At 75.1% G+C, this 24,231-nt stretch carries 21 protein-coding genes and 1 pseudogene; 12 read left to right on the forward strand and 10 right to left on the reverse strand.

The genetic code is table 11. The annotated features are described in order from the left end of the window. Positions 1 to 26 precede the first annotated feature (26 nt). Together OHB09_RS03705 and OHB09_RS03710 are read right to left on the reverse strand one after the other, a co-directional pair. Complete coding sequence (locus OHB09_RS03705) at positions 27 to 641, reverse strand: MarR family winged helix-turn-helix transcriptional regulator (RefSeq protein WP_093590174.1); 615 nt, start codon at positions 639 to 641, stop codon at positions 27 to 29. Continuing rightward, complete coding sequence (locus tag OHB09_RS03710) at positions 638 to 2,407, reverse strand: FUSC family protein (protein WP_328921601.1); 1,770 nt, start codon at positions 2,405 to 2,407, stop codon at positions 638 to 640. The genes OHB09_RS03705 and OHB09_RS03710 overlap by 4 nt, the downstream gene beginning before the upstream one ends. A 221-nt stretch (positions 2,408 to 2,628) precedes the next feature. Between OHB09_RS03710 and OHB09_RS03715 the strand changes: the two genes are divergently transcribed. From OHB09_RS03715 to OHB09_RS03725, 3 genes are all read left to right on the forward strand, one after another. Next, positions 2,629 to 3,192: a DUF5134 domain-containing protein gene (locus OHB09_RS03715; protein ID WP_191852591.1), complete on the forward strand. Its 564-nt coding sequence runs from the start codon at positions 2,629 to 2,631 to the stop codon at positions 3,190 to 3,192. A gap of 143 nt (positions 3,193 to 3,335) precedes the next feature. Beyond that, positions 3,336 to 4,271 carry a M56 family metallopeptidase gene (locus OHB09_RS03720; RefSeq protein WP_040897267.1) on the forward strand — a complete coding sequence of 312 codons (936 nt, stop codon included), beginning with the start codon at positions 3,336 to 3,338 and terminating at the stop codon, positions 4,269 to 4,271. Between the two features lie 67 nt (positions 4,272 to 4,338). Then, a complete protein-coding gene (locus tag OHB09_RS03725; protein WP_191852592.1) occupies positions 4,339 to 5,058 on the forward strand; it encodes a phosphatase PAP2 family protein in 720 nt (239 codons plus the stop codon). A gap of 13 nt (positions 5,059 to 5,071) precedes the next feature. Here the strand turns inward: OHB09_RS03725 and OHB09_RS03730 are convergent, their stop codons facing one another. Further along, a complete protein-coding gene (locus tag OHB09_RS03730; RefSeq protein ID WP_006144414.1) occupies positions 5,072 to 5,317 on the reverse strand; it encodes a DUF2630 family protein in 246 nt (81 codons plus the stop codon). A 242-nt stretch (positions 5,318 to 5,559) separates the two neighbouring features. Here OHB09_RS03730 and OHB09_RS03735 point away from each other — a divergent pair, with 242 nt between their 5' ends. From OHB09_RS03735 to OHB09_RS03755, 5 genes are all read left to right on the forward strand, one after another. Further along, entirely contained in the window at positions 5,560 to 6,312 is a 753-nt protein-coding gene (locus OHB09_RS03735) for a TetR/AcrR family transcriptional regulator (RefSeq protein WP_006144413.1), read from the forward strand. Positions 6,313 to 6,389: 77 nt separating this feature from the next. Then, complete coding sequence (locus tag OHB09_RS03740) at positions 6,390 to 7,475, forward strand: WD40/YVTN/BNR-like repeat-containing protein (RefSeq protein ID WP_191852593.1); 1,086 nt, start codon at positions 6,390 to 6,392, stop codon at positions 7,473 to 7,475. Positions 7,476 to 7,603: 128 nt separating this feature from the next. Further along, a complete protein-coding gene (locus OHB09_RS03745) occupies positions 7,604 to 8,281 on the forward strand; it encodes a uracil-DNA glycosylase (protein WP_040897407.1) in 678 nt (225 codons plus the stop codon). Further along, positions 8,278 to 9,306, forward strand: coding sequence for an N-acetylglucosamine kinase (locus OHB09_RS03750; protein WP_328919330.1), 1,029 nt, complete (start codon positions 8,278 to 8,280; stop codon positions 9,304 to 9,306). The genes OHB09_RS03745 and OHB09_RS03750 overlap by 4 nt, the downstream gene beginning before the upstream one ends. A gap of 247 nt (positions 9,307 to 9,553) precedes the next feature. Next, entirely contained in the window at positions 9,554 to 10,477 is a 924-nt protein-coding gene (locus OHB09_RS03755) for a sirohydrochlorin chelatase (protein ID WP_086011045.1), read from the forward strand. A gap of 151 nt (positions 10,478 to 10,628) precedes the next feature. Here the strand turns inward: OHB09_RS03755 and OHB09_RS03760 are convergent, their stop codons facing one another. Both OHB09_RS03760 and OHB09_RS03765 read right to left on the reverse strand, forming a co-directional pair. After that, positions 10,629 to 11,672, reverse strand: a complete 1,044-nt coding sequence (locus OHB09_RS03760) for a lactonase family protein (protein WP_328729946.1) — start codon at positions 11,670 to 11,672, stop codon at positions 10,629 to 10,631. Between the two features lie 86 nt (positions 11,673 to 11,758). Then, positions 11,759 to 13,273 carry an FUSC family protein gene (locus OHB09_RS03765; RefSeq protein WP_328921602.1) on the reverse strand — a complete coding sequence of 505 codons (1,515 nt, stop codon included), beginning with the start codon at positions 13,271 to 13,273 and terminating at the stop codon, positions 11,759 to 11,761. Positions 13,274 to 13,510: 237 nt separating this feature from the next. Here OHB09_RS03765 and OHB09_RS03770 point away from each other — a divergent pair. Beyond that, a pseudogene (locus tag OHB09_RS03770) lies at positions 13,511 to 13,981 on the forward strand (Lrp/AsnC family transcriptional regulator); the annotation flags it as partial. A gap of 542 nt (positions 13,982 to 14,523) precedes the next feature. On the opposite strand, the gene bla reads toward OHB09_RS03770, so the two are convergent. From bla to OHB09_RS03795, 5 genes are all read right to left on the reverse strand, one after another. Then, positions 14,524 to 15,453 carry a class A beta-lactamase gene (gene bla / locus OHB09_RS03775; protein ID WP_093590150.1) on the reverse strand — a complete coding sequence of 310 codons (930 nt, stop codon included), beginning with the start codon at positions 15,451 to 15,453 and terminating at the stop codon, positions 14,524 to 14,526. 136 nt (positions 15,454 to 15,589) lie between these two features. Further along, positions 15,590 to 16,753, reverse strand: a complete 1,164-nt coding sequence (locus tag OHB09_RS03780) for an XdhC family protein (RefSeq protein ID WP_319349881.1) — start codon at positions 16,751 to 16,753, stop codon at positions 15,590 to 15,592. After that, positions 16,746 to 18,884, reverse strand: coding sequence for a xanthine dehydrogenase family protein molybdopterin-binding subunit (locus tag OHB09_RS03785; RefSeq protein WP_328921603.1), 2,139 nt, complete (start codon positions 18,882 to 18,884; stop codon positions 16,746 to 16,748). The genes OHB09_RS03780 and OHB09_RS03785 overlap by 8 nt, the downstream gene beginning before the upstream one ends. Then, positions 18,881 to 19,873, reverse strand: coding sequence for an FAD binding domain-containing protein (locus tag OHB09_RS03790; RefSeq protein WP_328921604.1), 993 nt, complete (start codon positions 19,871 to 19,873; stop codon positions 18,881 to 18,883). The genes OHB09_RS03785 and OHB09_RS03790 overlap by 4 nt, the downstream gene beginning before the upstream one ends. Continuing rightward, positions 19,870 to 20,487, reverse strand: a complete 618-nt coding sequence (locus OHB09_RS03795) for a (2Fe-2S)-binding protein (RefSeq protein ID WP_006144401.1) — start codon at positions 20,485 to 20,487, stop codon at positions 19,870 to 19,872. The genes OHB09_RS03790 and OHB09_RS03795 overlap by 4 nt, the downstream gene beginning before the upstream one ends. Before the next feature lie 274 nt (positions 20,488 to 20,761). Between OHB09_RS03795 and OHB09_RS03800 the strand changes: the two genes are divergently transcribed. From OHB09_RS03800 to katG, 3 genes are all read left to right on the forward strand, one after another. Further along, positions 20,762 to 21,349, forward strand: a complete 588-nt coding sequence (locus tag OHB09_RS03800; protein WP_006144399.1) for a TetR/AcrR family transcriptional regulator — start codon at positions 20,762 to 20,764, stop codon at positions 21,347 to 21,349. A gap of 156 nt (positions 21,350 to 21,505) precedes the next feature. Further along, complete coding sequence (locus tag OHB09_RS03805) at positions 21,506 to 21,958, forward strand: Fur family transcriptional regulator (RefSeq protein WP_328921605.1); 453 nt, start codon at positions 21,506 to 21,508, stop codon at positions 21,956 to 21,958. A 24-nt stretch (positions 21,959 to 21,982) separates the two neighbouring features. Then, positions 21,983 to 24,217, forward strand: a complete 2,235-nt coding sequence (gene katG, locus OHB09_RS03810; RefSeq protein ID WP_328921606.1) for a catalase/peroxidase HPI — start codon at positions 21,983 to 21,985, stop codon at positions 24,215 to 24,217. The last annotated feature ends 14 nt before the right edge of the window (positions 24,218 to 24,231 follow it).

The raw sequence follows: 24,231 nt of genomic DNA on the forward strand, positions 1-24,231 counted from the left end.
CGTGGTCCCGGCGGGGCCGCGGGCGGTCAGCCGCGCGGGCCGCCGAGGCGGCCCTCGAGCTGGATCAGCAGTTCGCCGAGGATGCCCGCGAGTTCGTCCTGCCGTGCCTCGTCGAGACCGGAGAGGGCGGCGCTCTCGTAGGCGAGCTGTTCGGGCAGGAGGGAGTCGACCAGCTCGCGTCCGGCGTCGGTGAGGCGGACGTGGGCGACCCGGCGGTCCCGGTCGTCCCCGCGCCGCTCGACCAGACCGCGCTCGCCCAGGTGTTTGAGCCGCTTGGTGACGGCGGCCCCCGAGGAGAAGGTCTCCCGGGCCAGCTCGCCGGGGGTCAGCTCGTGGTCGGTGCGCCGCAGGGTGCCGAGGACGTCGAACTCGGGCTTGGTGAGACCCGCGTGCCGCAGCGGGGCGTCCTCCGCCTGCTGGAGGAGGGCGGCGCAGCGGTTGACGCGGCCGATGATCTCCATGGGGCGGGTGTCGATGTCGGGCCGTACCGTCCGCCACTGCCGCACGACGGCGGCGACCGTGTCGTGCGCGGCGGCGCGGGCGCTGCCGCGCGGGGGGCCGGAGTCGGCGGCCGTCCGGTCCCCCGGGACTTCCCCGCCGTCCGCCGTGTGTGCCGCGCCCGTCGTTCTCGCCGCCGTCATGCCCGTGTGTCCTCCGAGGTGTGCGGGGTCCGCGATGTGTGCGACACCTGGCGTCGCACCGTCGCGGCGAGCGTACGGTGTGCCGCGCGCTCGGCCTCGAGCACCCGCTCCTCGGGCAGCGCGCGCTGCCACCATTCGCCGGCCGCGGCGTCGGCGGCGGCGCGCAGCTCGACGACGGCTGCGGCCAGCGCGCGCCGTGCGGACTCCAGCGCGCCCGGCACGGGGCGCTCGGCGGCCACCGTGCGCGCCGCGTGCTCCCGGGCGCGCTCGACCGTGCCGAGCGCCCTCTCGACCCGGTCGCCGGCCCGCCGGTTGGTGACGGCGACCGCCGCGAGGAAGCCGACCAGCGCGCCCACCAGCGTGTCGAGCATCCGGTCCGCCATCAGCTCGCCGGGGTGCTGCAGCCGCGCGAACTCGGTGACGAGCAGCGCCATCGGGGTCACGCAGACGGTGCCGAGCCAGTAGTTGCGGCCGATGAACGCCTCGGCGGTGAAGTTGAAGGCCAGGCAGCACAGCACGAGGACCACCGGGGCGAGGTGGGCCAGCGGGGCGACCGCCGCGAAGAGCAGGACGCCGAGGACGTTGCCGACGACCCGCTGGACGGCGCGGCTCCAGGTGAGCGTGAGGTTGACCTGGTACAGGGAGGCGGCGGTGACCAGGGCCCAGTACGGGCGCCCGACGCCGAGCGCGAGCGCGGCGGCACCGGCGAGGGCGCAGCCCAGTGCCGTGCGCAGTGCGAGGGGGGCGAGGTGGCCCAGTCCCTCGCGCAGCGGCCGCGCGGGGGCGTCGTGTGCGGCCTTCGCCTCGATGTCGGCGCCGAGGAGTTCCTCGGCCGCCTCCCCAAGCCCCTCGGCCTCGGGGACGGGTCCGTTGCCGCGCAGGGCGAGGGCCCAGGTCCGCAGCCGGTCGGGGTCGGTGTCGGCGGGCGCGGCGAGCGCGACCTCCGCGCGGACCAGGAGCCGCCGCAGGGCGAGGCGCGTGAGGGTCGGGCGGGTGGGCGGCAGGAGGGACTGCCAGGCGGCCTGGACGGCGGCCGCGGCCGCGGCGCGCGCCCGGCCCGCGCCCTCGCCCGTGCCGCCCGTCGCGGCGTACGCGGCGGCCGCCCGCAGCGCCTGGGCGGTCGTACGGCGCTCGGGTCCGTGCGGCCGGAGGAGTCCGGGGGCCATGCCGACGATCCACGCCCAGGCACCGGCGAGGGCGGTCAGCCCGAGGTGTCCGGGGACCTGCCCGAGGGACTGGGGCGCGAACAGGGCTGCCGAGGAGATGAAGGTGAGGATGACGTGACCGGGCGGGCCGACGCGGGTCGCGTCGCACACCGTCTTCTGCACGGCGGCGAGCAGCGCGCCGACGAGCACCAGGACGAGGGCGTCGCTCGTGAGCGAGGCCGCCACCAGGGCGACGGCGAGCCCGGCGAGCATGCCGGCCGCCACCAGGGCGAGGACGCGGGCCCGCGCGGCGTACGGGCGGCTGTGCGCGTAGAGGGCGCACAGGCCGCCCGCCATCGTGTACATCGCGAGGTCGAGGCGGCCGAGGGCGAGCAGCGCGAAATTGGGCGGCGCGACGGCGGCGACGACGCTCAGTGCCGGTTTGAACCAGATCTCGGAGGGGCCGCCCAGACGCAGGACGGCGAGGAACGGGAACCGGCGGACCCGGATCGCGGCGAACCTGGCGGGCCGCGAGGGCTCGCACTCCCCGGAGGGCCGGGACGGCCTTGCGGGCCGCGAGGACCTTGAGAACTTCGAGGACTTGGCGTGGGCACCGGGCATGCAAAAAGATTAACATGTGTTTTACTCGTGAATGATTATCCGGCTCGCGCCCCTTGGGAGGCGCGGCGTGAGGCGTACGCTCCCCCGGCTACCCCTTTGCGCCCTTTTGCGCGTCCTCCCGCCGGGGCATGCCCTGACCGACTGTGAGGACCGGCCGCAATCACCGGCTGTTCGGCCGCCGTCCCCCCGCGGGACGCGGCACCGACGATCGGGGGGTACGGGTGCACGGATCGGCTTCGCCCGGGTGGCTGCTCTTCGCGCTGTGCGCGGTGACCGGGGCCTACTGCCTGCTGCGCACGCGCAGCGCCGTCGAGGAGCAGCGCCGGACGGCGGGCGCCGAGGCGCTGATGGGATTCGGGATGGCGGCCATGGCCGTACCGGCCGCGGTCATGGCACCGCCGCACTGGGCCTGGGGCGCGTGGGCGGCGGTGTTCGGCGCGGCGACGGTCCGTGCGGGATGGGCGGCCCGGTCCGGCGGGCACCATCTGCACCACCTCGTCGGTACGGGCGCCATGGTCTACATGGCGGCCGTCATGTCGCTCGCCCCCTCCGCCTCGGGTCATCACGGGCACGGGGCGGCCGCGGGGCCGCCGGCCGTGACGGGGCTGCTCGCGCTGTACTTCGCCGGGTACGTGCTGTGGTCGGGCGCCCGGCTGGTGCCGGCCGCGGCGGCCCTCGGGGGCGACACGCGGGGGGCTGTGCCGTGGCGGGACCGGGTCGAGCTGGCGCACGCGTGCCGGCTGTCCATGGCGATGGGCATGCTCGCGATGCTGCTGATGAGGTGAGAGCGCCCGGCAGGCGCCGAGCGGGCCGCGTGCCCCGCCTCGCGCGCTTTCACACCGGGGCGGCCGCTCCCGGGCCGTGGCGTGCGTCACTTTGCGCTGACGGCGCGTATCCCGGGACACCGCCCGGCTCATACTCTTCACCCATGATGGTTCCCGCGGCACTGCTGCTGCTCGGCGCCTTGACCGCCGTCGTCGCCCCACGGCTGCTCGCCCGGGCCGACTGGCCGGACCGGGAACCCGTGGTCGCCCTGTGGGTCTGGCAGTGCGTCGTGGCGGCCGTCCTCGTGTGCTGCGTCCTGTCGATGACCCTGAGCGCGGCCGGCGCCTGGGAAGCCGTCCGCGGACACGTCTTCGCCCCGGCTCCGCACTCCGTCGTCAACGCCTACGCGCTGGGCCCGGGCGGCGGGTGGGCCGCCGCGACGGCGGTGACGCTGGCCTGCGGCGGGCTGTGGAGCGGGGCCATGCTGGTGCGGGAGATCCTCCGGGCCCGCGCCCACCGCCGGCGCAGCCGGAAGGAACTCCTCGTCCGCGCGCCGCTGCTGCCCGGCGAGGAGCCGGGTTCGGACCGTCTTGTGATCATCGAGGGCGAGCGCCCCGACGCCTGGTGGCTGCCGGGGGCCGCGCCGCAGCTCGCCCTCACCACCGCCGCCCTGCGCCGGCTCAGGGGAAAGCAGCTCGACGCGGTGCTGGCCCACGAGCAGGGGCACGCGCAGGCCCGGCACGACTGGCTGCTGCACTGTTCGGACGCGCTGGCCAACGGTTTCCCGCAGGTGCCGGTGTTCGCCGCGTTCCGGGACGAGATGCACCGACTGGTCGAACTGGCCGCCGACGACATGGCCTCCCGCCGCTTCGGCCGTCTCACCACCGCCCTGGCCCTGGTCGGGCTCAACGAGGACCGGGGTCTCTTCGGCCCCTGTCCCACCCCGCAGGCGCACGTCCCGCAGCGGGTCAACCGGCTGCTCACGCCCCCCGACCGGCTCAGGCCGGTCCACCGGCTGCGCCTGACCGCGGTGGCGGCCCTGGTACCCGTGGTCCCCGTCCTGGTGGCGTTCGTCCCGGGACTGCGGGCACTGGGATAGACGGGCGGCCGCCCGGCCACCGCACCCGGTGTGGTTTCCGGCCCCGCCGGCCGGAGAGGAGCCGAGCATGCACCCGCCGCACGCCGACGCACCACCAAAAGCCCCGACGTCCCCCGGGGCCGGCGCCCGGCGCGGCGCGGCCCTGTGCGCCGCCCTCGCCGCCCTCGCCGCGCTGCTGACCGCGCTGGTCGCCTCCTCCTGGGGTCCGCTCCTCTCCGCCGACGCCGGGCTCGCCCGCGCCGCGCACCGGGGAGCCGTCGGGCACGCCGGGCTCACCCACGCGTGCCGGATCCTCACGGACTGGGTCTGGGACCCGGTGACCATGCGGCTGCTGTGCGCGGCCGCCGTGGTGTGGCTGGTGTGGCGCCGCTGCGACCGGCCGCTCGCGCTGTGGGTGGCGGTCACGTGCGCGCTGGGCACCCTGCTGCAGCAGGCGCTCAAGGCCCTGGTCGGCCGCCCGCGTCCGGTGTGGCCCGACCCCGTCGACTCGGCCCACTACGCCGCCTACCCCTCCGGTCACGCGCTGACGGCGACGGTGGTGTGCGGGCTGCTGCTGTGGCTGCTGCGCCGGTACGGCGCCGGACGCGTGCTGTGGCGCTCGGCGGTGGCCGCCGCCCTCGTGTCGGTCACGGGGGTGGGGCTGACCCGGATCTGGCTCGGGGTGCACTGGCCCTCGGACGTCCTCGGCGGCTGGCTGCTCGGTCTCCTGCTGGTCGCCCTGGCCGTGGTGACGTACGAGCGCCGGTACGGCGGCACGCCCGCCCGGCCGCCGGCGCGGCGGCCCTGACCGGTACGGCCTCTCACTCCAGGTAGTTCTCGACCTGCGAGACCGGGCTCACCCTGGCCTCGTCGGGGTTCTCGCCGAACTCGGTCTTCGCCCGGCGCCGGCGCAGCAGATCCCAGCACTGGTCCAGTTCCCGCTCGATGTCGCCGAGCCGCCGGTGTTCGGTGTCGTTGTCGATCCGGCCGGACGTAAGGGCCTCGCGCAGGGCGCGCTCCTCGTCCACCATGGCCGTGATCCTGCCGAGGATCTGCTGCTCGTCCATGTCCGTACGCCTCCCAAGGGGCTCCCGCCCCACTCTAGGGAGGCTCGCTCCGCACGGCGACACCTGCGTACACCCGCGGGGGACGCGGCGCTCCCGACCTGGGCCGCAAGCCCCGCACGCCTGTCTCGGGTGATCCCCCGCGTCACCCGAGACAGACGGCAGCCCCGACGAACCAGCGCCGACCGGGTCCGGGGTGCGCTGAGTATAGTTGGCTGGCAGCCAGTCAACGCAGGAGTTACAGAATGTCGCCGCGCAGCGCCTCGGTCAACGAAGAATTGCGGCGACGTTCCCGGGAGCGGCTACTGCAGGCCACCGTCGAACTCGTCGGGGAACGCGGTTACGAGGCGACGACGCTGGCCGACATCGCGGATCGCGCCGGCTCGGCCCGGGGACTGGTGTCGTACTACTTCCCCGGCAAGCGGCAGCTGCTGCAGTCGGCGGTGCACCGGCTGATGCACCGCACGCTGGAGGAGGGCCTGGAGCGCGCGCCGTCGACCGAGGACGGGCACGAGCGCATGGCGCGGGCGATCGACGCGATCCTCGGTCTGACGCGCGACCATCCCGTCCTCATGCGGGAGCACATGGCCGGAATACTGCAGGCCGAGGGTTTCGTGCGCTGTCCCGAACAGCAGCGGCTGGCGGAACTGCTGCGCGAGACGGTGGTCCGCAGCGGTTCGGACCGTCCCGAGCGGGACTACCCCATGCTGCGGGCCCTGCTGATGGGTGCGGTGTACGCCGCCCTCGTGCCGGGGGCCCCGATGCCGCTGCCGGTGCTGCGCGCGGAACTGTTCGGCCGCTACGGCCTCGCGTGGGAGCAGGGGGCGCCACCCGAGGGCGACGAGTCCTCGGGGGCGCAGGGGGCGCGCGCCGGCGATCTGTCGCGCTTCTTCGCCACCGACCGCCGGGACGACGCGCACGCGGAGCGAGTGGCACGGCAGGGGGCCGGGCGGCCCGCGCCGGAGGACGCCCGAGAGGGCACGCGGCTCGAGCCGTGAGCGCCCGAGGGCCACTGTCAGTGGTCGGGTGCAGACTGACCCGTGTCTGGAACGACGAGGTTTCGGAGGTGGTCGGCATGTCCGACGTCCTGCTCACCGTGGGCACCCGCAAGGGCCTGTTCATCGGACGCCGACGGGGTGGCGTCTGGGAGTTCGACGAGCGGCCGTACTTCAACGCGCAGGCGGTCTACTCCGTCGCGATCGACACCCGCGGGCCGGCGCCCCGGCTGCTCGTGGGAGGGGACAGCGCGCACTGGGGCCCCTCGGTCTTCCACTCCGACGACCTCGGGCGCACCTGGACGGAACCGGCGAAGCCCGCCGTGCGGTTCCCCCAGGACACGGGGGCCTCGCTGGAGCGGGTCTGGCAACTGCACCCGGCCGCCGCGGAGCCCGACGTGGTGTACGCGGGCACGGAACCGGCCGCCCTGTACCGCTCGGAGGACAGGGGCGAGAGCTTCTCCCTGGTCCGCCCGCTGTGGGAGCACCCGACGCGGGACAGATGGGTGCCGGGCGGCGGCGGAGAGGGCCTGCACACGGTGCTCACCGACCGGCGCGACGCCGGCGCGGTGACGGTCGCGGTCTCCACCGCGGGCGTGTTCCGCACCCGGGACGGCGGCGCGCACTGGGAGCCGTCCAACTCCGGTGTCTCGGCGGTCTTCCTGCCCGACCCCGACCCCGAGTTCGGGCAGTGCGTGCACAAGGTCGCCCGGGACGCGGCCGAGCCCGACCGCCTCTACCTGCAGAACCACTGGGGCGTGTACCGCAGTGACGACAACGGGGCGCACTGGACGGACATCGGCGAGGGTCTTCCGTCCACGTTCGGGTTCGCGGTGGCCGCGCATCCGCACCGCGGGGACACCGCGTACGTCTTCCCGATCAACGCCGACGCCGACCGGGTTCCGGCGGACCACCGGTGCCGGGTCTTCCGCACGGCCGACGCGGGCGCCACCTGGGAGCCGCTGAGCGCGGGGCTGCCCCAAGAGGACCACTACGGGACGGTGCTGCGCGACGCGCTGTGCACGGACGACGCCGATCCGGCGGGCGTCTACTTCGGCAACCGCAACGGCGAGGTGTACGCCTCGGCGGACGAGGGCGACAGCTGGCGGCTGCTCGCCTCGCACCTGCCGGACGTGCTGTGTGTCCGGGCGGCGGTGACCGGGTGAGCGGCTCCGCGCCGCCGGTGGTCGACGCCGCCCGGACGACGGCCCGTTCGGCGGCAGAACGGCCGGTTCCGGTCACCGGCCGGCCATCGGTTGATCGTCACGGTGGCTCCGGCAGTAGGGTGACGGCCGTGGCACCACGACCGTTGCACGAAATCGTCGAACCGGGCTGGGCGAAGGCCCTCGACCCCGTGGCCGGGAGGATCGCCGAGATGGGCGACTTCCTGCGCGCGGAGATCGCCGCCGGACGGACCTACCTGCCGGCGGGGCCGAACGTCCTGCGGGCCTTCCAGCAGCCCTTCGACGAGGTGAGGGTCCTGATCGTCGGACAGGACCCGTACCCGACGCCGGGGCACGCGGTGGGGCTCTCGTTCTCCGTCGCACCCGAGGTGCGGCCGCTGCCGGGCAGCCTGCTCAACATCTTCCGCGAGCTGCACACCGATCTGGGGCTCCCTCAGCCCTCCGACGGCGATCTGACGCCGTGGACGCGGCAGGGAGTGCTGCTGCTCAACAGGGCGCTGACCACGGCCCCGCGCAAACCGGGCGCGCACCGGGGCAAGGGCTGGGAGGAGGTCACCGAGCAGGCCATCCGCGCCCTCGTCGCGCGCGGCAGGCCGCTCGTGTCGATCCTGTGGGGCCGCGACGCCCGCAACCTGCGTCCGCTGCTCGGCGATCTGCCGTCCGTGGAGTCCGCGCACCCCTCCCCGATGTCGGCCGACCGGGGCTTCTTCGGCTCGCGTCCGTTCAGCCGCGCGAACGACCTGCTGGCCCGTCAGGGCGCGACCCCGGTGGACTGGCGCCTCCCGTGACCGTACCCGGCGGCGGGGCGGTGGTGGTCGGGGTGGACTCGGGCGGGTCCGGCATCCGCGTGGCGGTGGCACGGGCCGACGGCGGCACGGTGGCCGAACCCTTCGTCTCGCGGGAGCCGGTGCGCACCGGGGACCGCGGCATCGAGGCCCGGCATCTGCTGGAGCAGCTCGTGCCGGCGGTGCGGCGCCTGCTGGCCGAGGCGGGGGCCGGCGCGCCGGCCGCCCTGGCCCTCGGCGCGGCCGGCATGGCGACGCTCGGCGACGACCTGCGGGCCGAGCTGCCGGCCGCCCTCGCACGGGAGCTGGGGATCTCCCGGCTCGCGCTGGCCGCCGACGCCGTCACCGCCTACACGGGTGCGCTGGGCTTCCGGCGCGGCGCGGTCCTCGCGGCGGGCACCGGACTGATCGCCCTCGGCACGGATCTGTCCGGCTGGCGCCGGGCGGACGGCTGGGGGCACCTGCTCGGTGACTGCGGGAGCGGGGCGTGGATCGGCCGGGCCGGGCTGGAGGCCGCGCTGCGGGCCCACGACGGCCGACCCGGCGGTTCGGCCGCGCTGCTGCGGCGGGCCGAGGAGGTCTTCGGGCCGGTCGCCGAGTTGCCGGGACGGATCTACCCGCGGGCGGACCGTGCCGCCGTCCTCGCCTCCTTCGCACCCGAGGTGGCCGGCTGCGCCGGGGGCGACCCGGTCGCGGCCGAGGTGCTGCGGGCCGCCGCGAGGCACCTCGCGGAGTCGGCGGCGGCCGTCTGCCCGCCCTCCGGGCAGCCCCGCCTGGCCGTCACCGGCGGCCTGCTGAAGCTGGGCGAGGCCTTCACCGCCCCGCTGGCACAGGAGCTGACGCGCTGCCTGCCGCACGCGCGAAGGACGACCGCCGAGGGCGATCCGCTGCACGGCGCGGTACGCCTCGCGGGCGCCCTCGCCGCCGGGCCCCTCCCCCTCCCGCAGGACCCCCGCCTGCTCCGGGTCACGGTCGGGAGCGGGACCCTGCCCGGCACGGCCGGAAACCGGCCATCGGCGCCCCCATAGACCCCGGCCACGCCCTCGGCACGCATTTTCGGCCACCCGAAGGGATGACCCCTCCCGGAGCGGGTTCCCTCCTCGGAGGGACGGCCCGCCGCTCCCCCGGCAGCTCCGACAATCGTCCGCCGACATGGTCCAACCGTGTCGATCGTCTCGAATTCGTACGTACCTCATCAGACAAATCCGGACGGATACCGCTCACCTGCACCCTCCCCGAACAGGGGAGCCCAGGAAGCCAGTAGCATGCGGCGCCATGAGCTCCCCCACTGGGCCCGCGAATGGCCTGCCTGTACGAATGCCGCGTCCGCGTCAGCCCGGGCGGCACCGCCGCCCGGAGCCCCTCGCGGTTCCCGAGGGTTCGCCCGCGCTCGTCCTCGCGGTGCCGGGCACGCCCAGCGCCGCGATGCGCAGCCTCGCCGAAGAGGTGGTGAGCATCGCACGGTCCGAGCTGCCCGGCCTCGATGCCCGCATCGCGTACGTGGACGGGGACGACTCCGAGTTCCCCGCGCTGGGGCACGTCCTGGCCCGTGGGGCCGAGGAGCGCACCGCCCGCTACGAGCAGGCCCGTGCCGCCGGCAACGACGTCAAGGAGCCCGACGGCCCGGTGGGTGTCGTCGTGCCGCTGTTGGCCGGTCCGGACAACGCGCTGCTGCGCCGGATCCGCCAGGCCGTCATGGAGAGCCGGATCGCCGCGGAGCTGACCGACGTCCTCGGCCCGCACCCGCTGCTCGCCGAGGCGCTGCACGTCCGGCTGTCCGAGGCCGGTCTGGCCCGCGCCGACCGCGCCCGCCTGTTCACCGTGGCGACCGCCGCCGACGGCATCGTCCTGGCCGCCGTGGGCGGCGACGAGGCGGTGCAGGCGGCCGGGATCACCGGCATGCTGCTCGCCGCGCGACTCGCCGTGCCGGTGATGGCGGCGGCCCTGGACGAGGAGGGTTCGATCTCGGCCGTGGCGGAGGAGCTGCGGGCGGCCGGCTCGCAGCAGCTCGCGCTCGCCCCGTACCTGATCGGCCCCGAACTCGACGAGGGCCTGCTGGAAGCCGCCGCGAAGGAGGCCGACTGCGCCACGGCCGAGCCGCTGGGCGCCTACCCGGCGATCGGCAAGCTGGTGCTCGCCAAGTACACGACGGCGCTCGGCATCGCCCAGCCGCAGCCCCAGGGCACGCCGGTGCGCTGATCCCCGGGACGTCGGCGGGACTCCGTCCGGCACGCAACGCGAAAAGGGCCCGCTCCCCTCGGGGAGGCGGGCCCTTCGGCCTGTCCCGGCGCATCCGGGGCTTTCCGGCGCGCGGCCGTGTGCCGGGAGGCGCCCTGAGCGAGCCGCCGGCTCAGCCGAACACGACGCAGGAGGCCGCGGGCGCCTCCAGCGAGCCGCTCGCGCGCGGCAGCCCGGAGGCCGGGTCGACGGCGAACCCGGCGACGTTGCCGGAGTGCTCGTTGGCCACGTAGAGGAAGCGGCCCGACAGGGCGAGGTCGCGGGGCCAGGCGCCGCCGCAGGGCACGGTCGCCAGGAGCCGCAGGGTCTCGCCCCCGGCCTCGACGGCGAGGACGGACACCACGTCCTCGCCGCGGGTCGCGGTCCACACGAACCGGCCGTCGGGCGAGACCACGATCCCCGACGGGTAGGCGTCCCCCTCGGGTGCGCCGGTCAGCACGGAGCTCTCGCCGAGCGGCTTGAGCGCGCCGGTCCCGGCGTCCCAGCGGCAGACGGTCACCGTGGGCGAGAGCTCGTTGACGACGTAGGCGTACTCGCCGCCGGGGTGGAACGTGAGGTGGCGGGGCCCGGAGCCGGGCCGCAGCGCGTACTCGCCGCGCAGGGTCGGCACCCCGGCCTCCAGGGTGCAGACGCGGACGGAGTCGGTTCCGAGGTCGACGCTCACCAGCCACCGGCCGGAGGGGTCCGGCAGCACCTGGTGGGCGTGCGGGCCCTGCTGCCGTTTGGGGTCGGGCCCCGAACCGGTGTGCCGGAGTACGCCGGAGGCGGCGCCCGCGAGGGTGCCGTCGGCGCGCAGCGGGACGGCCGTGACGCTCCCGGAGCCGTAGTTGGCGGTCAGGACGTGCCCGGCGTGGACGCTGAGGTGGGTGGGGCCCTTGCCGCCGACGGGGACGGGGGCGCCGAGGCGCTCGGGGGTGTCGCCGGTGACGCGGAAGGCGGCGACGGCACCGTCGGAGGTCTCGCTGACGGCGTAGAGCAGTCCGTCCTTCGGCGACAGCGCGAGGAAGGAGGGGTCGGGCACCTCGTCGCAGGCGCCGAGGGGGGTGAGGGCGCCGCTGTCCTCGTCGACGGCCGCGCACAGGACGCCCAGGCCGCCCTCCGCCGTGTACGACCCGATGTACGCCCGCCGCCGTCCGCCCTCGCCGCTCGCGCCCACGTCGTCCCCTCTCGCCCGTGTGTGGTCCTCGGGGCGACGGTAGCAGCGGGTCTAGACCAGAGAGGGTCGGCGGCGCCGGACGGGATTCAGGCGCGGGCCCGGCGCAGCGCGGCGGGGGCCGTCAGCGGGGCGGACAGGGCGGTCAGGGCGCGTTCCAGGCCGTGCAGGTGGGCCAGGGCGGCCTCGGCGGCCGGGTGGTGGCCGGGGGCCGCCACCGGGGTCGCGGCGGGGCGGTCGGGGACGGCACCGACGAGTGCCTCCACCGCCGTCTCCACGCGGGCGCACGCGGCGGTCAGCCGGGCGTCGTGGGAGGCGTCGGGGTGGGCGGCGAGGGCCGCGAGGCCGCGGGTCTCACGGAGGCAGTCGTCCAGCAGGGCCAGGATCGTCCGCGCCCGCGCGCCGCGTGCCCGCAGCGGGTTGAGCGGGTGGACCAGGGGCGCGAGCGCCGTCCGTACGCGCCCCAGGATCGCCTCGAGCTCCGCCGCGCACGGCGCGGGGTCGGCCCCGGCGTCGCCGGCGAGGCGGCGGGACGCGGCGGCCGTGCAGGCGTGCACGGCGTGCAGCGCCCGGCGCACCCAGTGGTCGGTCACGGCGTGCGTCGTGACCGGCAGCACCAGTGCGACGGCGAGCGCCGCGCCGAGCGCGCCCACGCCCGTCTCGGCCAGCCGCAGGCCGAGCAGCCCGGGGTGCAGGACGCCGAGAAGCCCGTAGAGCAGGCCCGCCATGACCGTCACGAAGAACATCATCCAGCTGTACGACAGGGGTGCCGAGTAGAAGATCCCGAAGACGCACACCGCGACGAGGGCCGCCGTGGGCGCCGGAGACCCGTGCACGGGTACGGCGACCAGCAGTCCGGCGAGCAGCCCGGTCACCGTGCCGAACACCCGCCGGAAGCCGCGGACCAGGGTCTCGCCGCGGGAGGCGGTGTTGACGAAGATCCACCAGGCGGCGCCGACCGCCCAGTACCAGCGCTCCGGCGAGAGCAGTTCCCCGGCCGCCGTCGCGAAGGCGCAGGCGGCGGTCACCTGGAGGGCCTGACGGGTGGTGTGCCGGGCGAGCCCGCGTCCGGCCGGCGGGGCGAGCGCGGCGGGCGGGGCCGTGCGCCGCTCCACGCACCACGCTCCGAACCGCACCGCGGCGGCGGCGCCGAGCGACAGCAGCACGGCGGCGGTGAGCTGCGGCAGGGCACCGGGGACGGCGTGCAGGAACTGCGCGGTGAAGAACATCATGAACGCGAAGACGCCGAGGGCGTGGCCGCGCGGCCCGAAGCGGCGGGCGTACCCCCCGGCGAGCACGACGGCGAGCCAGGCGGCGTCGCGGAGCGGCGGGGCCCCGTGCAGGGCCGAGGCGAGCGCGAGCACCGGCAGGCCGGCGAGCGGGAGCAGCGCGGTGGTGACCGCCTGGCCGCGCACGGTCGGGTCGGCGACGGTGAACAGTGCGAGCAGCGCGGCCAGTCCGCCCGTGATCGAGGCGGTCAGCGGCAGTCCCGCGATCGCGCAGAGGGCCACGGCGAGGCCGATGCCGAGCACCGCCCGCAGGGAGATCCGCAGCCGGGTCAGGCCCGGGTCGGCGGCCGTGAGCGTGCGCGTGAGCGTCTTCATCGTCGTGTCACCCCCGGAGGTCCGGGGCCGCCCGCGTACGTGCGCGGGCGGCCCCGGGAAGACATGGAAAGGCGCCGCGGGCGCGGATCCGGCCTCGTTGCCGTCCTGCGCTGCGCGGCGCCATTGATGAGCTCAAGGTAAACAAGGGGGTGGCCGTGGCTCAACAGGCGCCGCTTCGACTGGGCCGTTGGTACAGTCGGCGACGCTCGACGCCACCGACCGGAGGGCCAACGGACCATGCCCGTGGACCAGCTCGACACCCGCATCCTGCGCCTGCTCCTCGAACAGCCGCGCACCAGCGTGCGGGAGTACGCCCGGGTCCTCGGGATCGCGCGCGGCACCCTGCAGGCGCGCCTGGACCGGCTGGAGCGGGACGGGGTGATCACGGGCACGGCACCGTCCCTCTCCCCCGCCGCGCTGGGCCATCCCGTGCTGGCGTTCGTGCACGTGGAGGTGACCCAGGGGCGGCTGGACGAGGTGGGCGACGCGCTGGCGGAGGTCCCGGAGATCGTCGAGGCGTTCTCGACGACGGGCGGCGGCGATCTGCTGACCCGCGTGGTCGCCCGGGACAACGCGCACCTGGAGGACCTCGTGCAGACGTTGATCAGCATCCCCGGGGTGGTCCGCACCCGGACGGAGGTGGCCCTGCGGGAACGGGTGCGGTACCGGTTGCTGCCCCTGGTGGCCGCGGTGGGTCGGGCGGCGGGCCCCACGCCCGGCCAAGGTGCGGGTGGCGGGGGGCCGACGGGTCCGGGTGCGGGTGCGGGTGGCGGGGGGCCGACGGGTCCGGATGTGGGTGGTGCGGGGCCGGGCGGCGGCCGGGGCTGACGGCGGCGGGCCGGGCCGGCGACGACCGTACGCCGCTCGGGCCCGGCCGAGGCGCGCGGGGTGCCGAACAGCGGCGGTCCTGCCGCCGCCGTCAGCCGCCCACGGGCCGAGAAGCATCGCCGCACCCCCGGCGCTGGACCGAGAAGCCTCGCCGCCCGTCCCGGCACTGGGCCGAGCGGCCCGGCCGCCGCTCCGGGCACGGGCCGAAGGGCGCGGGGCCGCGTGTCGCGGGCGCGGCCGAGTGGCGGCGGCCCCGCGGATGCCGGCGCCGTCCGGCCCACCGGCTCGGGACCCGGCCATCGGCTCGGGACCCGGCCACCGGCTCGGGACCCGGCCACCGGCTCGGGACCCGGCCATCGGCTTCCGCCACGCGGCGCGCCGTCCTCGGCCGTCGGCCGGAGGCGCGCCGCACGGCGGACCCGTCAGCTCAGCGCTTCGGCGACCGCCGCGGCCGCCTTGGCGACCAGGGGGTTCTCCGTCGGGCCCGCCGGGTCGAGCTTGGTCGACAGGATCGCCAGGACCAACGGCGGGCGCGCGGGGGGCCAGACGACGCCGACGTCGTTGGCGACGCCGTAGCTGGAACCGCCGCCGGTCTTGTCGGCCAGGATCCAGTCCTTCGGCAGGCCCGCGCGGAAACGCTCGGTGTTGGTGGTGTTGGCGACCAGCCAGCCGGTCAGCCGCTCCCGGTCGGCCTCGGGCAGCGCCCGGCCGAGGAGAAGGCGCCCGTAGGTCCGGCCGATGGCCTGCGGGGTGGTGAGGTCGGTCTTCCGCCACGGTTCCGCCGAGTTGAGGTCCGGCTCCCAGCGGTCGAGGCGGGTCGTGTCGTCGCCGAGCGAACGGCAGAAGCGGGTGATGCCGCTCGGTCCGCCCAGTTCGCTCAGCAGCAGGTTGCCGGCGCAGTTGTCGCTCTCGGAGACCGCGGCGGCGCACAGTTCGCCGACGGTCAGGCCGCCCGCGACGTTCTCCGGCAGTCCGGTGACGGGGGCGTACCCGGAGTCGTCCGCCTGCTTCTGCGTGTAGTGCACCCGCTTGGCGAGGAACTCGCCGTCGCGGTCCAGGTCGCGCAGGACCGCGCCGGCGGCGAGGGCCTTGAAGACCGAGCAGAGCGGGAAGGTCTCGTCCGCGCGGTACCGCACGGTCCGGCCGGTCGCCGTGTCGTGGGCGTAGACACCGAGGCGGGCGGCGTACTCCTTCTCCAGCGCCCGGAACCGCCGGGCGAGCCCGGCGGTTCCGGTGGAGGAGGCGGCTCGGGCCGACGCGGTGGGCAGGGCGGCGGCGAGGGCCGCCCCCGCGCCGAGGGCCAGCGCGGTGCGGCGGCCGGGGCGGGGGGTGAGGTGGGTCGGGCGTGGCAAAACGGTGCTCTCCTGTTCCTGCCGCCCTGAGCGGCAGTCGACGTCCGTGATGACTCAGGTGATCAGTTCCGTGATCACTTCTGTGATCATTTGCATGGACGTCCCACAGGGCCGCACAGTTCCCCGCGCCCTCCCCTCACGCCGCCTCGGCGGTCCTCCCTTCGTGCACCGGGTCCCCCTCCCGGTCCCTGTCCCGGTGGATCGGTACTCCCGAGCCGGTGAGCGGCAGACCGCTGCCGCCCCGCCGCGCCGCGACGATCTCGGCGGCGATGGACAGCGCCGTCTCCTCCGGGGTGCGGGCGCCCAGGTCCAGGCCGATCGGGGACCGCAGCCGTGCCAACCGCGCCTCGGTGACGCCGGCCTCGCGCAGCCGGCGCTCGCGGTCGGCGTGCGTGCGGCGCGAGCCCATGGCGCCGATGAACGCGGCCGGCCGGCTCAGTGCCTCCACGAGCAGCGGCACGTCGAACTTGGCGTCGTGGGTGAGCACGCACAGCACGGTGCGGGCGTCCGTCCCGGTGCTCCGCAGATAGCGGTGCGGCCAGTCCACGACGACCTCGTCGGCCTCCGGGAAGCGGGCCCGGGTGGCGAATACGGGGCGGGCGTCGCACACGGTGACGTGGTGGCCGAGGAACTTGCCGGCCCGGACCAGGGCCGCCGCGAAGTCGATCGCCCCGAAGACGATCATCCGGGGCGGCGGCACGCTCGACTCGACCAGCAGGGTGAGTCCGCCCGGGCAGTGACTGCCGTCCTCGGCGACCTCGACCGTGCCGGTGCGGCCCGCGTCCAGCAGGGCCCGGGCCTGGTCCGCCGCCGTGCGGTCGAGGTCCGGGTGGCCGCCCAGTCCGCCCCGGTACGCCCCCTCGGAGTCCACGTGCAGGACCTGGCCGAGGAGTTCGGCCGGCCCCCGTACGACCCGGGCCAGAGCGGCCGGGGTCCCGGAGGCGGCCGCGGCCAGCGCTGTGCGCAGGGCGTCCCGCGCGGGGGCGTCGGCGCCGACCGGGGTGACCATGATGTCGAGCACCCCGCCGCAGGTCAGGCCCACGGCGAAGGCGTCCTCGTCGCTGTAGCCGAACCGCTGGACGACGGTGCCGCCCTCGGCCAGCGCCTCCTGGCAGAGTGCGTAGACGGCGCCCTCGACGCAGCCGCCGGAGACGGAGCCGATGACCGTGCCCTCGCGGTCGACGGCGAGGGCGGCTCCGGGGCCGCGCGGCGCGCTGCCGCCGACGGAGACCACGGTGGCCACCGCGAACTCCCGGCCCTCCGCGAGCCACTCGTGCAGTTCCTCGGCGAGGTCAAGCATGCGTCGCTCCCGTTTCCCGCGCCATCAGGACCCGGTCCGGGCGGATGGGCAGGTGCCGGTGGCGGACGCCGGTGGCGTGCCGGACGGCGTTGGCGATGGCCGCCGCGGCGCCCACGACGCCGACCTCGCCGACCCCCTTGATGCCGACCGGGTCGTCGGGGTCGTGGTCCTCGACCCAGTCGGCCTCGACGAGCGGCACGTCGGCGTGCGTGGCGACGTGGTAGCCGGCGAGATCGCCCCCGTACAGGCCGCCGCTGGCCCGGTCCCGTACCGCCTCCTCGTGCAGGGCCATGGAGATGCCCCAGATCATGCCGCCGACGAGCTGGTTGCGGGCGGTGAGCGGGTTGACGATCCGGCCGGCCGCGAAGATGCCGAGCATGCGGCGCACCCGGACCTCGCCGGTGGCGGTGTCAACGGCGACCTCGGCGAACTGCGCGCCGTAGGAGTGGCGTTCCGTCTGGGCGAGCCGGCGGACCGCATCGGTGGTGTCCGAGCGCACGGTGATCCCCTCGGGCGGGATGGTGGCGCCGAGCGCGAGCCGCTCGCGCAGTTCCTCGGCGGCCGCGTCGACCGCCCAGGCCCAGGAGCGGGTGCCCATCGAGCCGCCGGCGAACATCGCGGGACCGAAGTCGCTGTCGCCGATGTGCACCCGCACCCGGTCCACCGGCACGCGGAGGGCGTCGGCGGCGACCAGGGTGAGCGCGGTGCGGGCGCCGGTGCCGATGTCGGCCGCGGAGATCCGCACGGTGAAGCTGCCGTCCGCTTCCGCCGTCGCCAGCGCCGTGGAGGGACCGGCTCCCGCGTGGAAGGAGGCGCCGGCCACTCCGGTGCCGAGCAGCCAGCGGCCCTCGCGGCGCACGCCGGGGCGCGGGTCGCGGTCGGCCCAGCCGAAGCGGCGGGCGCCCTCGTGGAAGCAGGCGAGCAGGTTGCGGGCGCCGAACGGCTGCCCGGAGACCGGGGAGCGCTCGGGTTCGTTGCGCACCCGCAGTTCGATCGGGTCGAGGCCGCACTTCTCGGCCAGTTCGTCGAGTGCCGACTCCAGCGCGAAGGACCCGGGGGCCTCGCCGGGCGCCCGCATGAACGTGGGGGTCGGCACGTCGAGGGGGACGACGAGGTTGGCCGTGTGGTGGGCGGGGGCGTCGACCATGACGCGAGGCACGCCGGCACTCGGCTCGACGAAGGTGTGCACGGTGGAGGTCTGGCTGACGGAGCGGTGCTCCAGCGCGCGCAGCCGCCCCTCGGCGTCGGCGCCCAGCCGCACCCGCTGCGAGGTGGGGCTGCGGTAGCCGGTGAGCGGGAACATCTGGCGGCGGGTCAGGACCACGCGCACCGGACGCTGCAGGACGGTGGCGGCCATGACCGCGGCGACCTGGTGGACGCGCACGCCCTTGCTGCCGAAGCCGCCGCCGATGTGCTCCGAGCGCACCCGGACCGCGCTCGGTTCGAGGGAGAACATCTGGGCGAGGTCGCTCTGCACCCAGGTGGTGCTCTGGTTGGAGTCGACGATCTCGAGCCGGCCGCCGTCCCAGCGGGCGGCCGCGGCATGCGGCTCCATCATGCTGTGGTGCTCTTCGGGCGTGGTGTAGTGGGCGTCCACGACGTGTGCGGAGGCGGCGAGTTCGGCCTCGAGGTCGCCCTTCTCGACCACGCCCGGCGCGAAGCCGTCCACCGGGTACGCCTCGGGGCGGTCACCACGGAAGTCGACGTCGTGCGGCTCCTCCTCGTAGTGCACGAGGAGCGACTCGGCGGCCTCGCGGGCCTGTTCGGAGGTCTCGGCGACGACGAGGGCGACCGGCCAGCCGAGGTGGGCCACCCGGTCGTTCTGGAAGAGGGTCGTGGTCGGGTCCGGCGGGCCGATCACCCCCTGGAAGTGGGTCTCCAGCCGCGGCGCGTTGCCGTGGTGGAGCACGGCGCGCACGCCGGGCATGGCGAGAACGGGCCCGTCCTCGACGGAGATGATCCGGCCGCGGGCGACGGTGGAGAGCACCAGCCAGCCGTGGGCGAGGTCGGCGAAGGGGATCTCGCCTGCGTAGCGGGCGGCGCCGGTGACCTTCTCGACGCCCTCCACCCGGGTGTGCGCGGTGCCGACGACACCCTTCGGTGTCGTGCGGCCGGTCGTGGCGGTGGTCATCGGGCGGCCTCCTCGGCGAGTTCGGTGAGTACGGCCACCACGAGGTTGCGCATCAGCGTCACCTTGTAGGCGTTGTCGCGCAGCGGCCGGGCGGCGGCCAGTTCGGCGTCCGCGGCGGCGGCGAAGTTCTCCGCCTCGGCCGGTGCCCCGGTGAGCGCGCGTTCGGCGGCGCGGGCCCGCCAGGGGCGGGAGGCGACGGCGCCGAAGGCGAGCCGCACCTCGCGCACGACCCCGTCGGAGACGTCGAGCGCGGCGGCGACGGAGCCGATGGCGAAGGCGTACGAGGCGCGTTCGCGCACCTTGCGGTAGCGGGAGCGGGCGGCGACCGGTGCGGGCGGCACGGTGACGCCGGTGATGAGGGCGCCCGGTGGCAGGGCGGTCTCGCGGTGCGGGGTGTCGTCGACGGGCAGGTAGAAGTCGGCGAGCGGCAGCTCACCGGGACCGTCGGCGGTCTCGTAGGTGACGACGGCGTCGAGCGCGGTCAGCGCCACGCCCATGTCCGAGGGGTGCGTGGCGACGCAGTGCTCGGAGGCGCCCAGGATGGCGTGGTTGTGGTGCTCGCCCTCGAGGGCGGGGCAGCCGGTGCCGGGCTCCCGCTTGTTGCAGGGCTTGGTCACGTCGGCGAAGTAGCCGCAGCGGGTGCGCTGGAGCAGGTTGCCGCCGACGGTGGCCATGTTGCGGAGCTGCCCGGAGGCACCGGCCAGCACGGCCTGGGTGAGCAGCGGGTAGCGGCGGCGGACCTCGGGGTGGGCGGCGAGGTCGCTGTTGGTGACGGTGGCGCCGATGCGCAGACCGCCCTCCGGCGTCGACTCGATGGCGCCCAGGGGGAGTTGACGCACGTCGACGAGGCGTCCGGGGCGTTCCACACCGGACTTCATCAGGTCGACGAGGTTGGTGCCGCCGCCGAGGAAGCGGGCGTCGGGGTCGGCCCCGAGGAGGGCGACGGCGCCGGAGACGTCCTCGGCGCGCTGGTAGGCGAACTCCTTCATGCCGCCGCCTCCGCGTCCGCCGTGCGGCCGGTGTCGCCGGAGCCGAGGGGCTCGGTGCCGGCCGGTTCGGTCCGCCGCTGCCCGGCGGTGGTGTCGGCCGCGCGGGAGACGGCCTGGACGATGGAGACGTAGGCGGAGCAGCGGCACAGGTTGCCGCTCATCCGCTCCCGGATCTCCTCGGCGCTGAGCGGTGGTGGCCCGGCCTCGGGGCGTACGTCGCCGGTGACGGCGCTCGGCCAGCCGGCCGCGTGCTCCTCGATCACCGCGACCGCCGAGCAGATCTGCCCGGGGGTGCAGTAGCCGCACTGGTAGCCGTCGAGGTCGAGGAAGGCCTGCTGCACGGGGTGCAGCTCATCGCCGCGGGCGAGCCCTTCGACGGTGGTGATCTCACGTCCCTCCGCCGCCACGGCGAGATTGAGACAGGACACCTCGCGGCGTCCGTCGATCAGGACGGTGCAGGCACCGCACTGTCCGTGGTCGCAGCCTTTCTTGCTGCCGGTGAGGTCGAGCCGCTCACGCAGGGCGTCGAGCAGGGTGGTGCGGTGGTCGACGGTCAGCGGGTAATTCTGGCCATTGATCTTCAGGGTGATGGCGCTGGACGTCGTGGGTGCCATGGTCAGCTTCTTTCGTGTACGCGAAACACGTCGGCAAGGGGCACAGGGGGTGAGGAAGGCGCAGGGAGGGAGGAATACTTGTCGCAGGACGACATCGGGTCGGGACGCGTCGGGGCGGGCGCGGTGTGCCGGACATGGGGCCCGACATGGCGCGAAATCGCCGCCCACCGGTAGCATGGGCCAACCGGACAGCTGTCCGGTAACGGGGAAGCTACCGGACAGCTGTCCGCTTAGCAAGGGCTGCCCCCCACAACGCACCCGAGGGGGAGGACGAATGGGACAGCGGAAGGACGCTCCCCTGCGCTCGGACGCGCAGCGCAACCGCGAGCGCATCCTGGAGGTGGCGATCGTCGAATTGACCCGCCGCGCGGATGTGCCGCTCAGTCTCATCGCCCGCGAGGCGGGTGTCGGACAGGGCACCTTCTACCGCAACTTCCCCAACCGCGAGTCCCTCGTCCTGGAGATCTACCGCCACGAGATGCAGCAGGTCGCGGACGACGCGCCCCGCCTGCTGGCGGAACGGGAACCGGACCGGGCGCTGCGCGAGTGGATGGACGGGGTCGCCCGGTTCGCGAGGACCAAGGCCGGTCTGGCCGAGGCGATACGCCTGGCCACCAGCGGTCCCGGCAGCCCCGCGCGGCCGGCCCCCACCCCGATGATGGCCGCCGCCGACCTGCTGCTCCGCGCCTGCCAGAAGGCGGGAACCGTCCGCACCGACGTCGACAGCGACGACTTCATGCTCGCCGTCTCCGGGCTGTGGACCTCCCCGCCCGACGACGCCTGGGAGACGCGCACGACCCGGCTGCTGGACCTGGTGATGGACGGACTGCGCGCACGGGCACCAGGGCCGAAAGCGCCCTGACGGCCCCGGGCCGGACCCAGGGCGGACGCCCCCCTCCGGCCCCCGGGCGGCGGTGGGGCCGCGGGACGGTACGAATCCGGCCGACCGGGGGAACCGTCAAACTTTCACTCCTCGTTTTCTTGAATCCGTCGTCTTTACGGCTGTAGGTTCGCCGCCATGACCGCATCCCGGCCAGAGACGACCGCGGAGGAACTGCGCGGCGTGGGCCTTCGCGTGACGGCCGCCCGGGTCGCGCTGCTGGACGCCGTGCGCGAGGGCGACCACCTCGGCGTCGAGGCCCTGGCGACCGGAGTGCGCGCACGCGTGGGCCACATCTCGCTCCAGGCGGTCTACGAGGCCCTGCACGCGCTCACCGCGGCGGGACTCGTCCGCCGGCTCGAACCACCGGGCAGCCCCGCGCTGTTCGAGGGGCGGGTCGGTGACAACCACCACCATCTCGTGTGCCGGTCCTGCGGGGTCGTGGCCGACGTGGACTGCGCCGTCGGCCACGCGCCCTGCCTGACCGCCTCCGACGACCACGGCTTCGCGGTCGACGAGGCCGAGGTCCTCTACTGGGGCCTGTGCCCCCGCTGTTCCACCGCTCGCACCGCCCACAGTTCTGCACAGTGATTCCCCCAGTTCGGAAGGATTTACATGTCTGAGAACCACGACGCGATCGTCACGGACCCGAAGACGGAGGGCGAGAGCGGCGGTTGCCCGGTCGCGCACACGCGCGCCCCGCATCCGACCCAGGGAGGTGGCAACCGCCAGTGGTGGCCCGAGCGCCTGAACCTGAAGGTGCTCGCCAAGAACCCCGCCGTGGCGAACCCGATGGGCGAGGAGTTCGACTACGCCGAGGCGTTCCAGGGCCTCGACCTGCCCGCCGTGAAGCGGGACATCGCCGAGGTGCTGACCACCTCGCAGGACTGGTGGCCCGCCGACTTCGGCCACTACGGCCCGCTCATCGTCCGCATGGCCTGGCACAGCGCCGGCACCTACCGGATCAGTGACGGCCGCGGCGGCGCCGGCTCCGGCCAGCAGCGCTTCGCCCCGCTCAACAGCTGGCCGGACAACGCCAACCTCGACAAGGCCCGCCGTCTGCTGTGGCCGGTGAAGAAGAAGTACGGCAAGGCCCTGTCGTGGGCGGACCTGCTGGTCCTCTCCGGCAACGTGGCCCTGGAGTCGATGGGCTTCACCCCCTTCGGCTTCGCCGGCGGCCGCGAGGACGTGTGGGAGCCCGAGGAGGACGTGTACTGGGGTCCCGAGACCACCTGGCTCGGCGACGAGCGCTACACCGGTGACCGCGACCTGGAGAGCCCGCTCGGCGCCGTCCAGATGGGCCTCATCTACGTCAACCCCGAGGGTCCCAACGGCAACCCGGACCCGATCGCCTCGGCCCGCGACATCCGCGAGACCTTCCGCCGGATGGCGATGAACGACGAGGAGACCGTCGCCCTGATCGCGGGTGGCCACACCTTCGGCAAGACCCACGGCGCCGGCCCCGCCGACAACGTGGGCCCGGACCCGGAGGCGGCCGGCCTGGAGGAGATGGGTCTCGGCTGGCGCAACGCCCACGGTTCGGGCAAGGGCGGCGACGCGATCACCAGCGGTCTCGAGGTGACCTGGACCAACACCCCGACGACCTGGGACAACAGTTTCTTCGAGATCCTCTTCGGCTACGAGTGGGAGCTGTTCAAGAGCCCCGCCGGGGCCAACCAGTGGCGGCCGAAGGACAACGCCGGGGCCGGCACCGTCCCCGACGCCCACGACCCCTCCAAGACCCACCAGCCGACGATGCTGACCACCGACCTGGCGCTGCGCTTCGACCCGGTCTACGGCCCGATCTCGCGCCGCTTCCTGGAGAACCCGGACGAGTTCGCCGACGCCTTCGCGCGGGCCTGGTACAAGCTGACGCACCGTGACATGGGCCCGAAGTCGCTGTACCTCGGCCCGGAGGTGCCCGCCGAGACGCTGCTGTGGCAGGACCCGCTGCCCGAGCGCACCCACGAGCTGATCGACGCCGCCGACATCGCCGCCCTCAAGGAGCGCGTCCTCGGCTCGGAGCTGTCGGTGGCCGAGCTGGTCTCCACCGCCTGGGCCTCGGCGTCCACCTTCCGCGGCAGCGACAAGCGCGGCGGCGCCGACGGCGCCCGCATCCGCCTGGAGCCGCAGCGCGGCTGGGAGGTCAACGACCCGGACCGGCTCGCGTCCGTGCTGCGCGTCCTGGAGGGCATCCAGGAGTCCTTCAACTCCGCGCAGACCGGCGGCAAGCGGGTCTCGCTGGCCGACCTGATCGTGCTCGGCGGCACCGCGGCCGTGGAGCGCGCGGCCAAGGAGGGCGGCTTCGAGATCGAGCTGCCGTTCGCCCCGGGCCGGGTGGACGCCTCGCAGGAGCAGACGGACACCGAGTCCTTCGCGGCCCTCGAGCCGACCGCCGACGGCTTCCGCAACTACTACGGCAAGGGCAACCGGCTCCCGGCCGAATACCTCCTCATCGACCAAGCCAACCTGCTCACCCTGAGCGCCCCGGAGATGACCGTCCTGGTCGGCGGCCTGCGCGTGCTGGGCGCGGGCCACCAGCAGTCGCAGCTCGGCGCGCTCACCACCACCCCCGGCGCGCTGACCAACGACTTCTTCGTCAACCTGCTCGACATGGGCACGGCGTGGAAGTCGACCTCCGCGGACCAGACCACCTTCGAGGGCCGTGACGCGGCCACCGGCGAGCTCAAGTGGACCGGCAGCCGCGCGGACCTGGTCTTCGGGTCCAACTCCGAGCTGCGCGCCCTCGCGGAGGTCTACGCGAGCGACGACGCCAAGGAGAAGTTCGTGCGCGACTTCGCCGCGGCCTGGACCAAGGTCATGAACCTCGACCGGTTCGACCTGGCCTGATCCCGGTGTGCGGG

The organism is Streptomyces griseoaurantiacus (assembly GCF_036189845.1).
Taxonomy (GTDB): domain Bacteria; phylum Actinomycetota; class Actinomycetes; order Streptomycetales; family Streptomycetaceae; genus Streptomyces; species Streptomyces griseoaurantiacus.

Bases quoted from the DNA above. Each gene is read 5' to 3' on its own strand.
- OHB09_RS03705 (WP_093590174.1), bottom strand. From the start codon at position 641: ATGACGGCGGCGAGAACGACGGGCGCGGCACACACGGCGGACGGCGGG.
- OHB09_RS03710 (WP_328921601.1), bottom strand. From the start codon at position 2,407: ATGCCCGGTGCCCACGCCAAGTCCTCGAAGTTCTCAAGGTCCTCGCGG.
- OHB09_RS03720 (WP_040897267.1), top strand. From the start codon at position 3,336: ATGATGGTTCCCGCGGCACTGCTGCTGCTCGGCGCCTTGACCGCCGTC.
- OHB09_RS03725 (WP_191852592.1), top strand. From the start codon at position 4,339: ATGCACCCGCCGCACGCCGACGCACCACCAAAAGCCCCGACGTCCCCC.
- OHB09_RS03730 (WP_006144414.1), bottom strand. From the start codon at position 5,317: ATGGACGAGCAGCAGATCCTCGGCAGGATCACGGCCATGGTGGACGAG.
- OHB09_RS03735 (WP_006144413.1), top strand. From the start codon at position 5,560: ATGTCGCCGCGCAGCGCCTCGGTCAACGAAGAATTGCGGCGACGTTCC.
- OHB09_RS03740 (WP_191852593.1), top strand. From the start codon at position 6,390: ATGTCCGACGTCCTGCTCACCGTGGGCACCCGCAAGGGCCTGTTCATC.
- OHB09_RS03755 (WP_086011045.1), top strand. From the start codon at position 9,554: ATGAGCTCCCCCACTGGGCCCGCGAATGGCCTGCCTGTACGAATGCCG.
- OHB09_RS03765 (WP_328921602.1), bottom strand. From the start codon at position 13,273: ATGAAGACGCTCACGCGCACGCTCACGGCCGCCGACCCGGGCCTGACC.
- OHB09_RS03780 (WP_319349881.1), bottom strand. From the start codon at position 16,753: ATGCTTGACCTCGCCGAGGAACTGCACGAGTGGCTCGCGGAGGGCCGG.
- OHB09_RS03785 (WP_328921603.1), bottom strand. From the start codon at position 18,884: ATGACCACCGCCACGACCGGCCGCACGACACCGAAGGGTGTCGTCGGC.
- OHB09_RS03790 (WP_328921604.1), bottom strand. From the start codon at position 19,873: ATGAAGGAGTTCGCCTACCAGCGCGCCGAGGACGTCTCCGGCGCCGTC.
- OHB09_RS03795 (WP_006144401.1), bottom strand. From the start codon at position 20,487: ATGGCACCCACGACGTCCAGCGCCATCACCCTGAAGATCAATGGCCAG.
- OHB09_RS03800 (WP_006144399.1), top strand. From the start codon at position 20,762: ATGGGACAGCGGAAGGACGCTCCCCTGCGCTCGGACGCGCAGCGCAAC.
- OHB09_RS03805 (WP_328921605.1), top strand. From the start codon at position 21,506: ATGACCGCATCCCGGCCAGAGACGACCGCGGAGGAACTGCGCGGCGTG.
- katG (WP_328921606.1), top strand. From the start codon at position 21,983: ATGTCTGAGAACCACGACGCGATCGTCACGGACCCGAAGACGGAGGGC.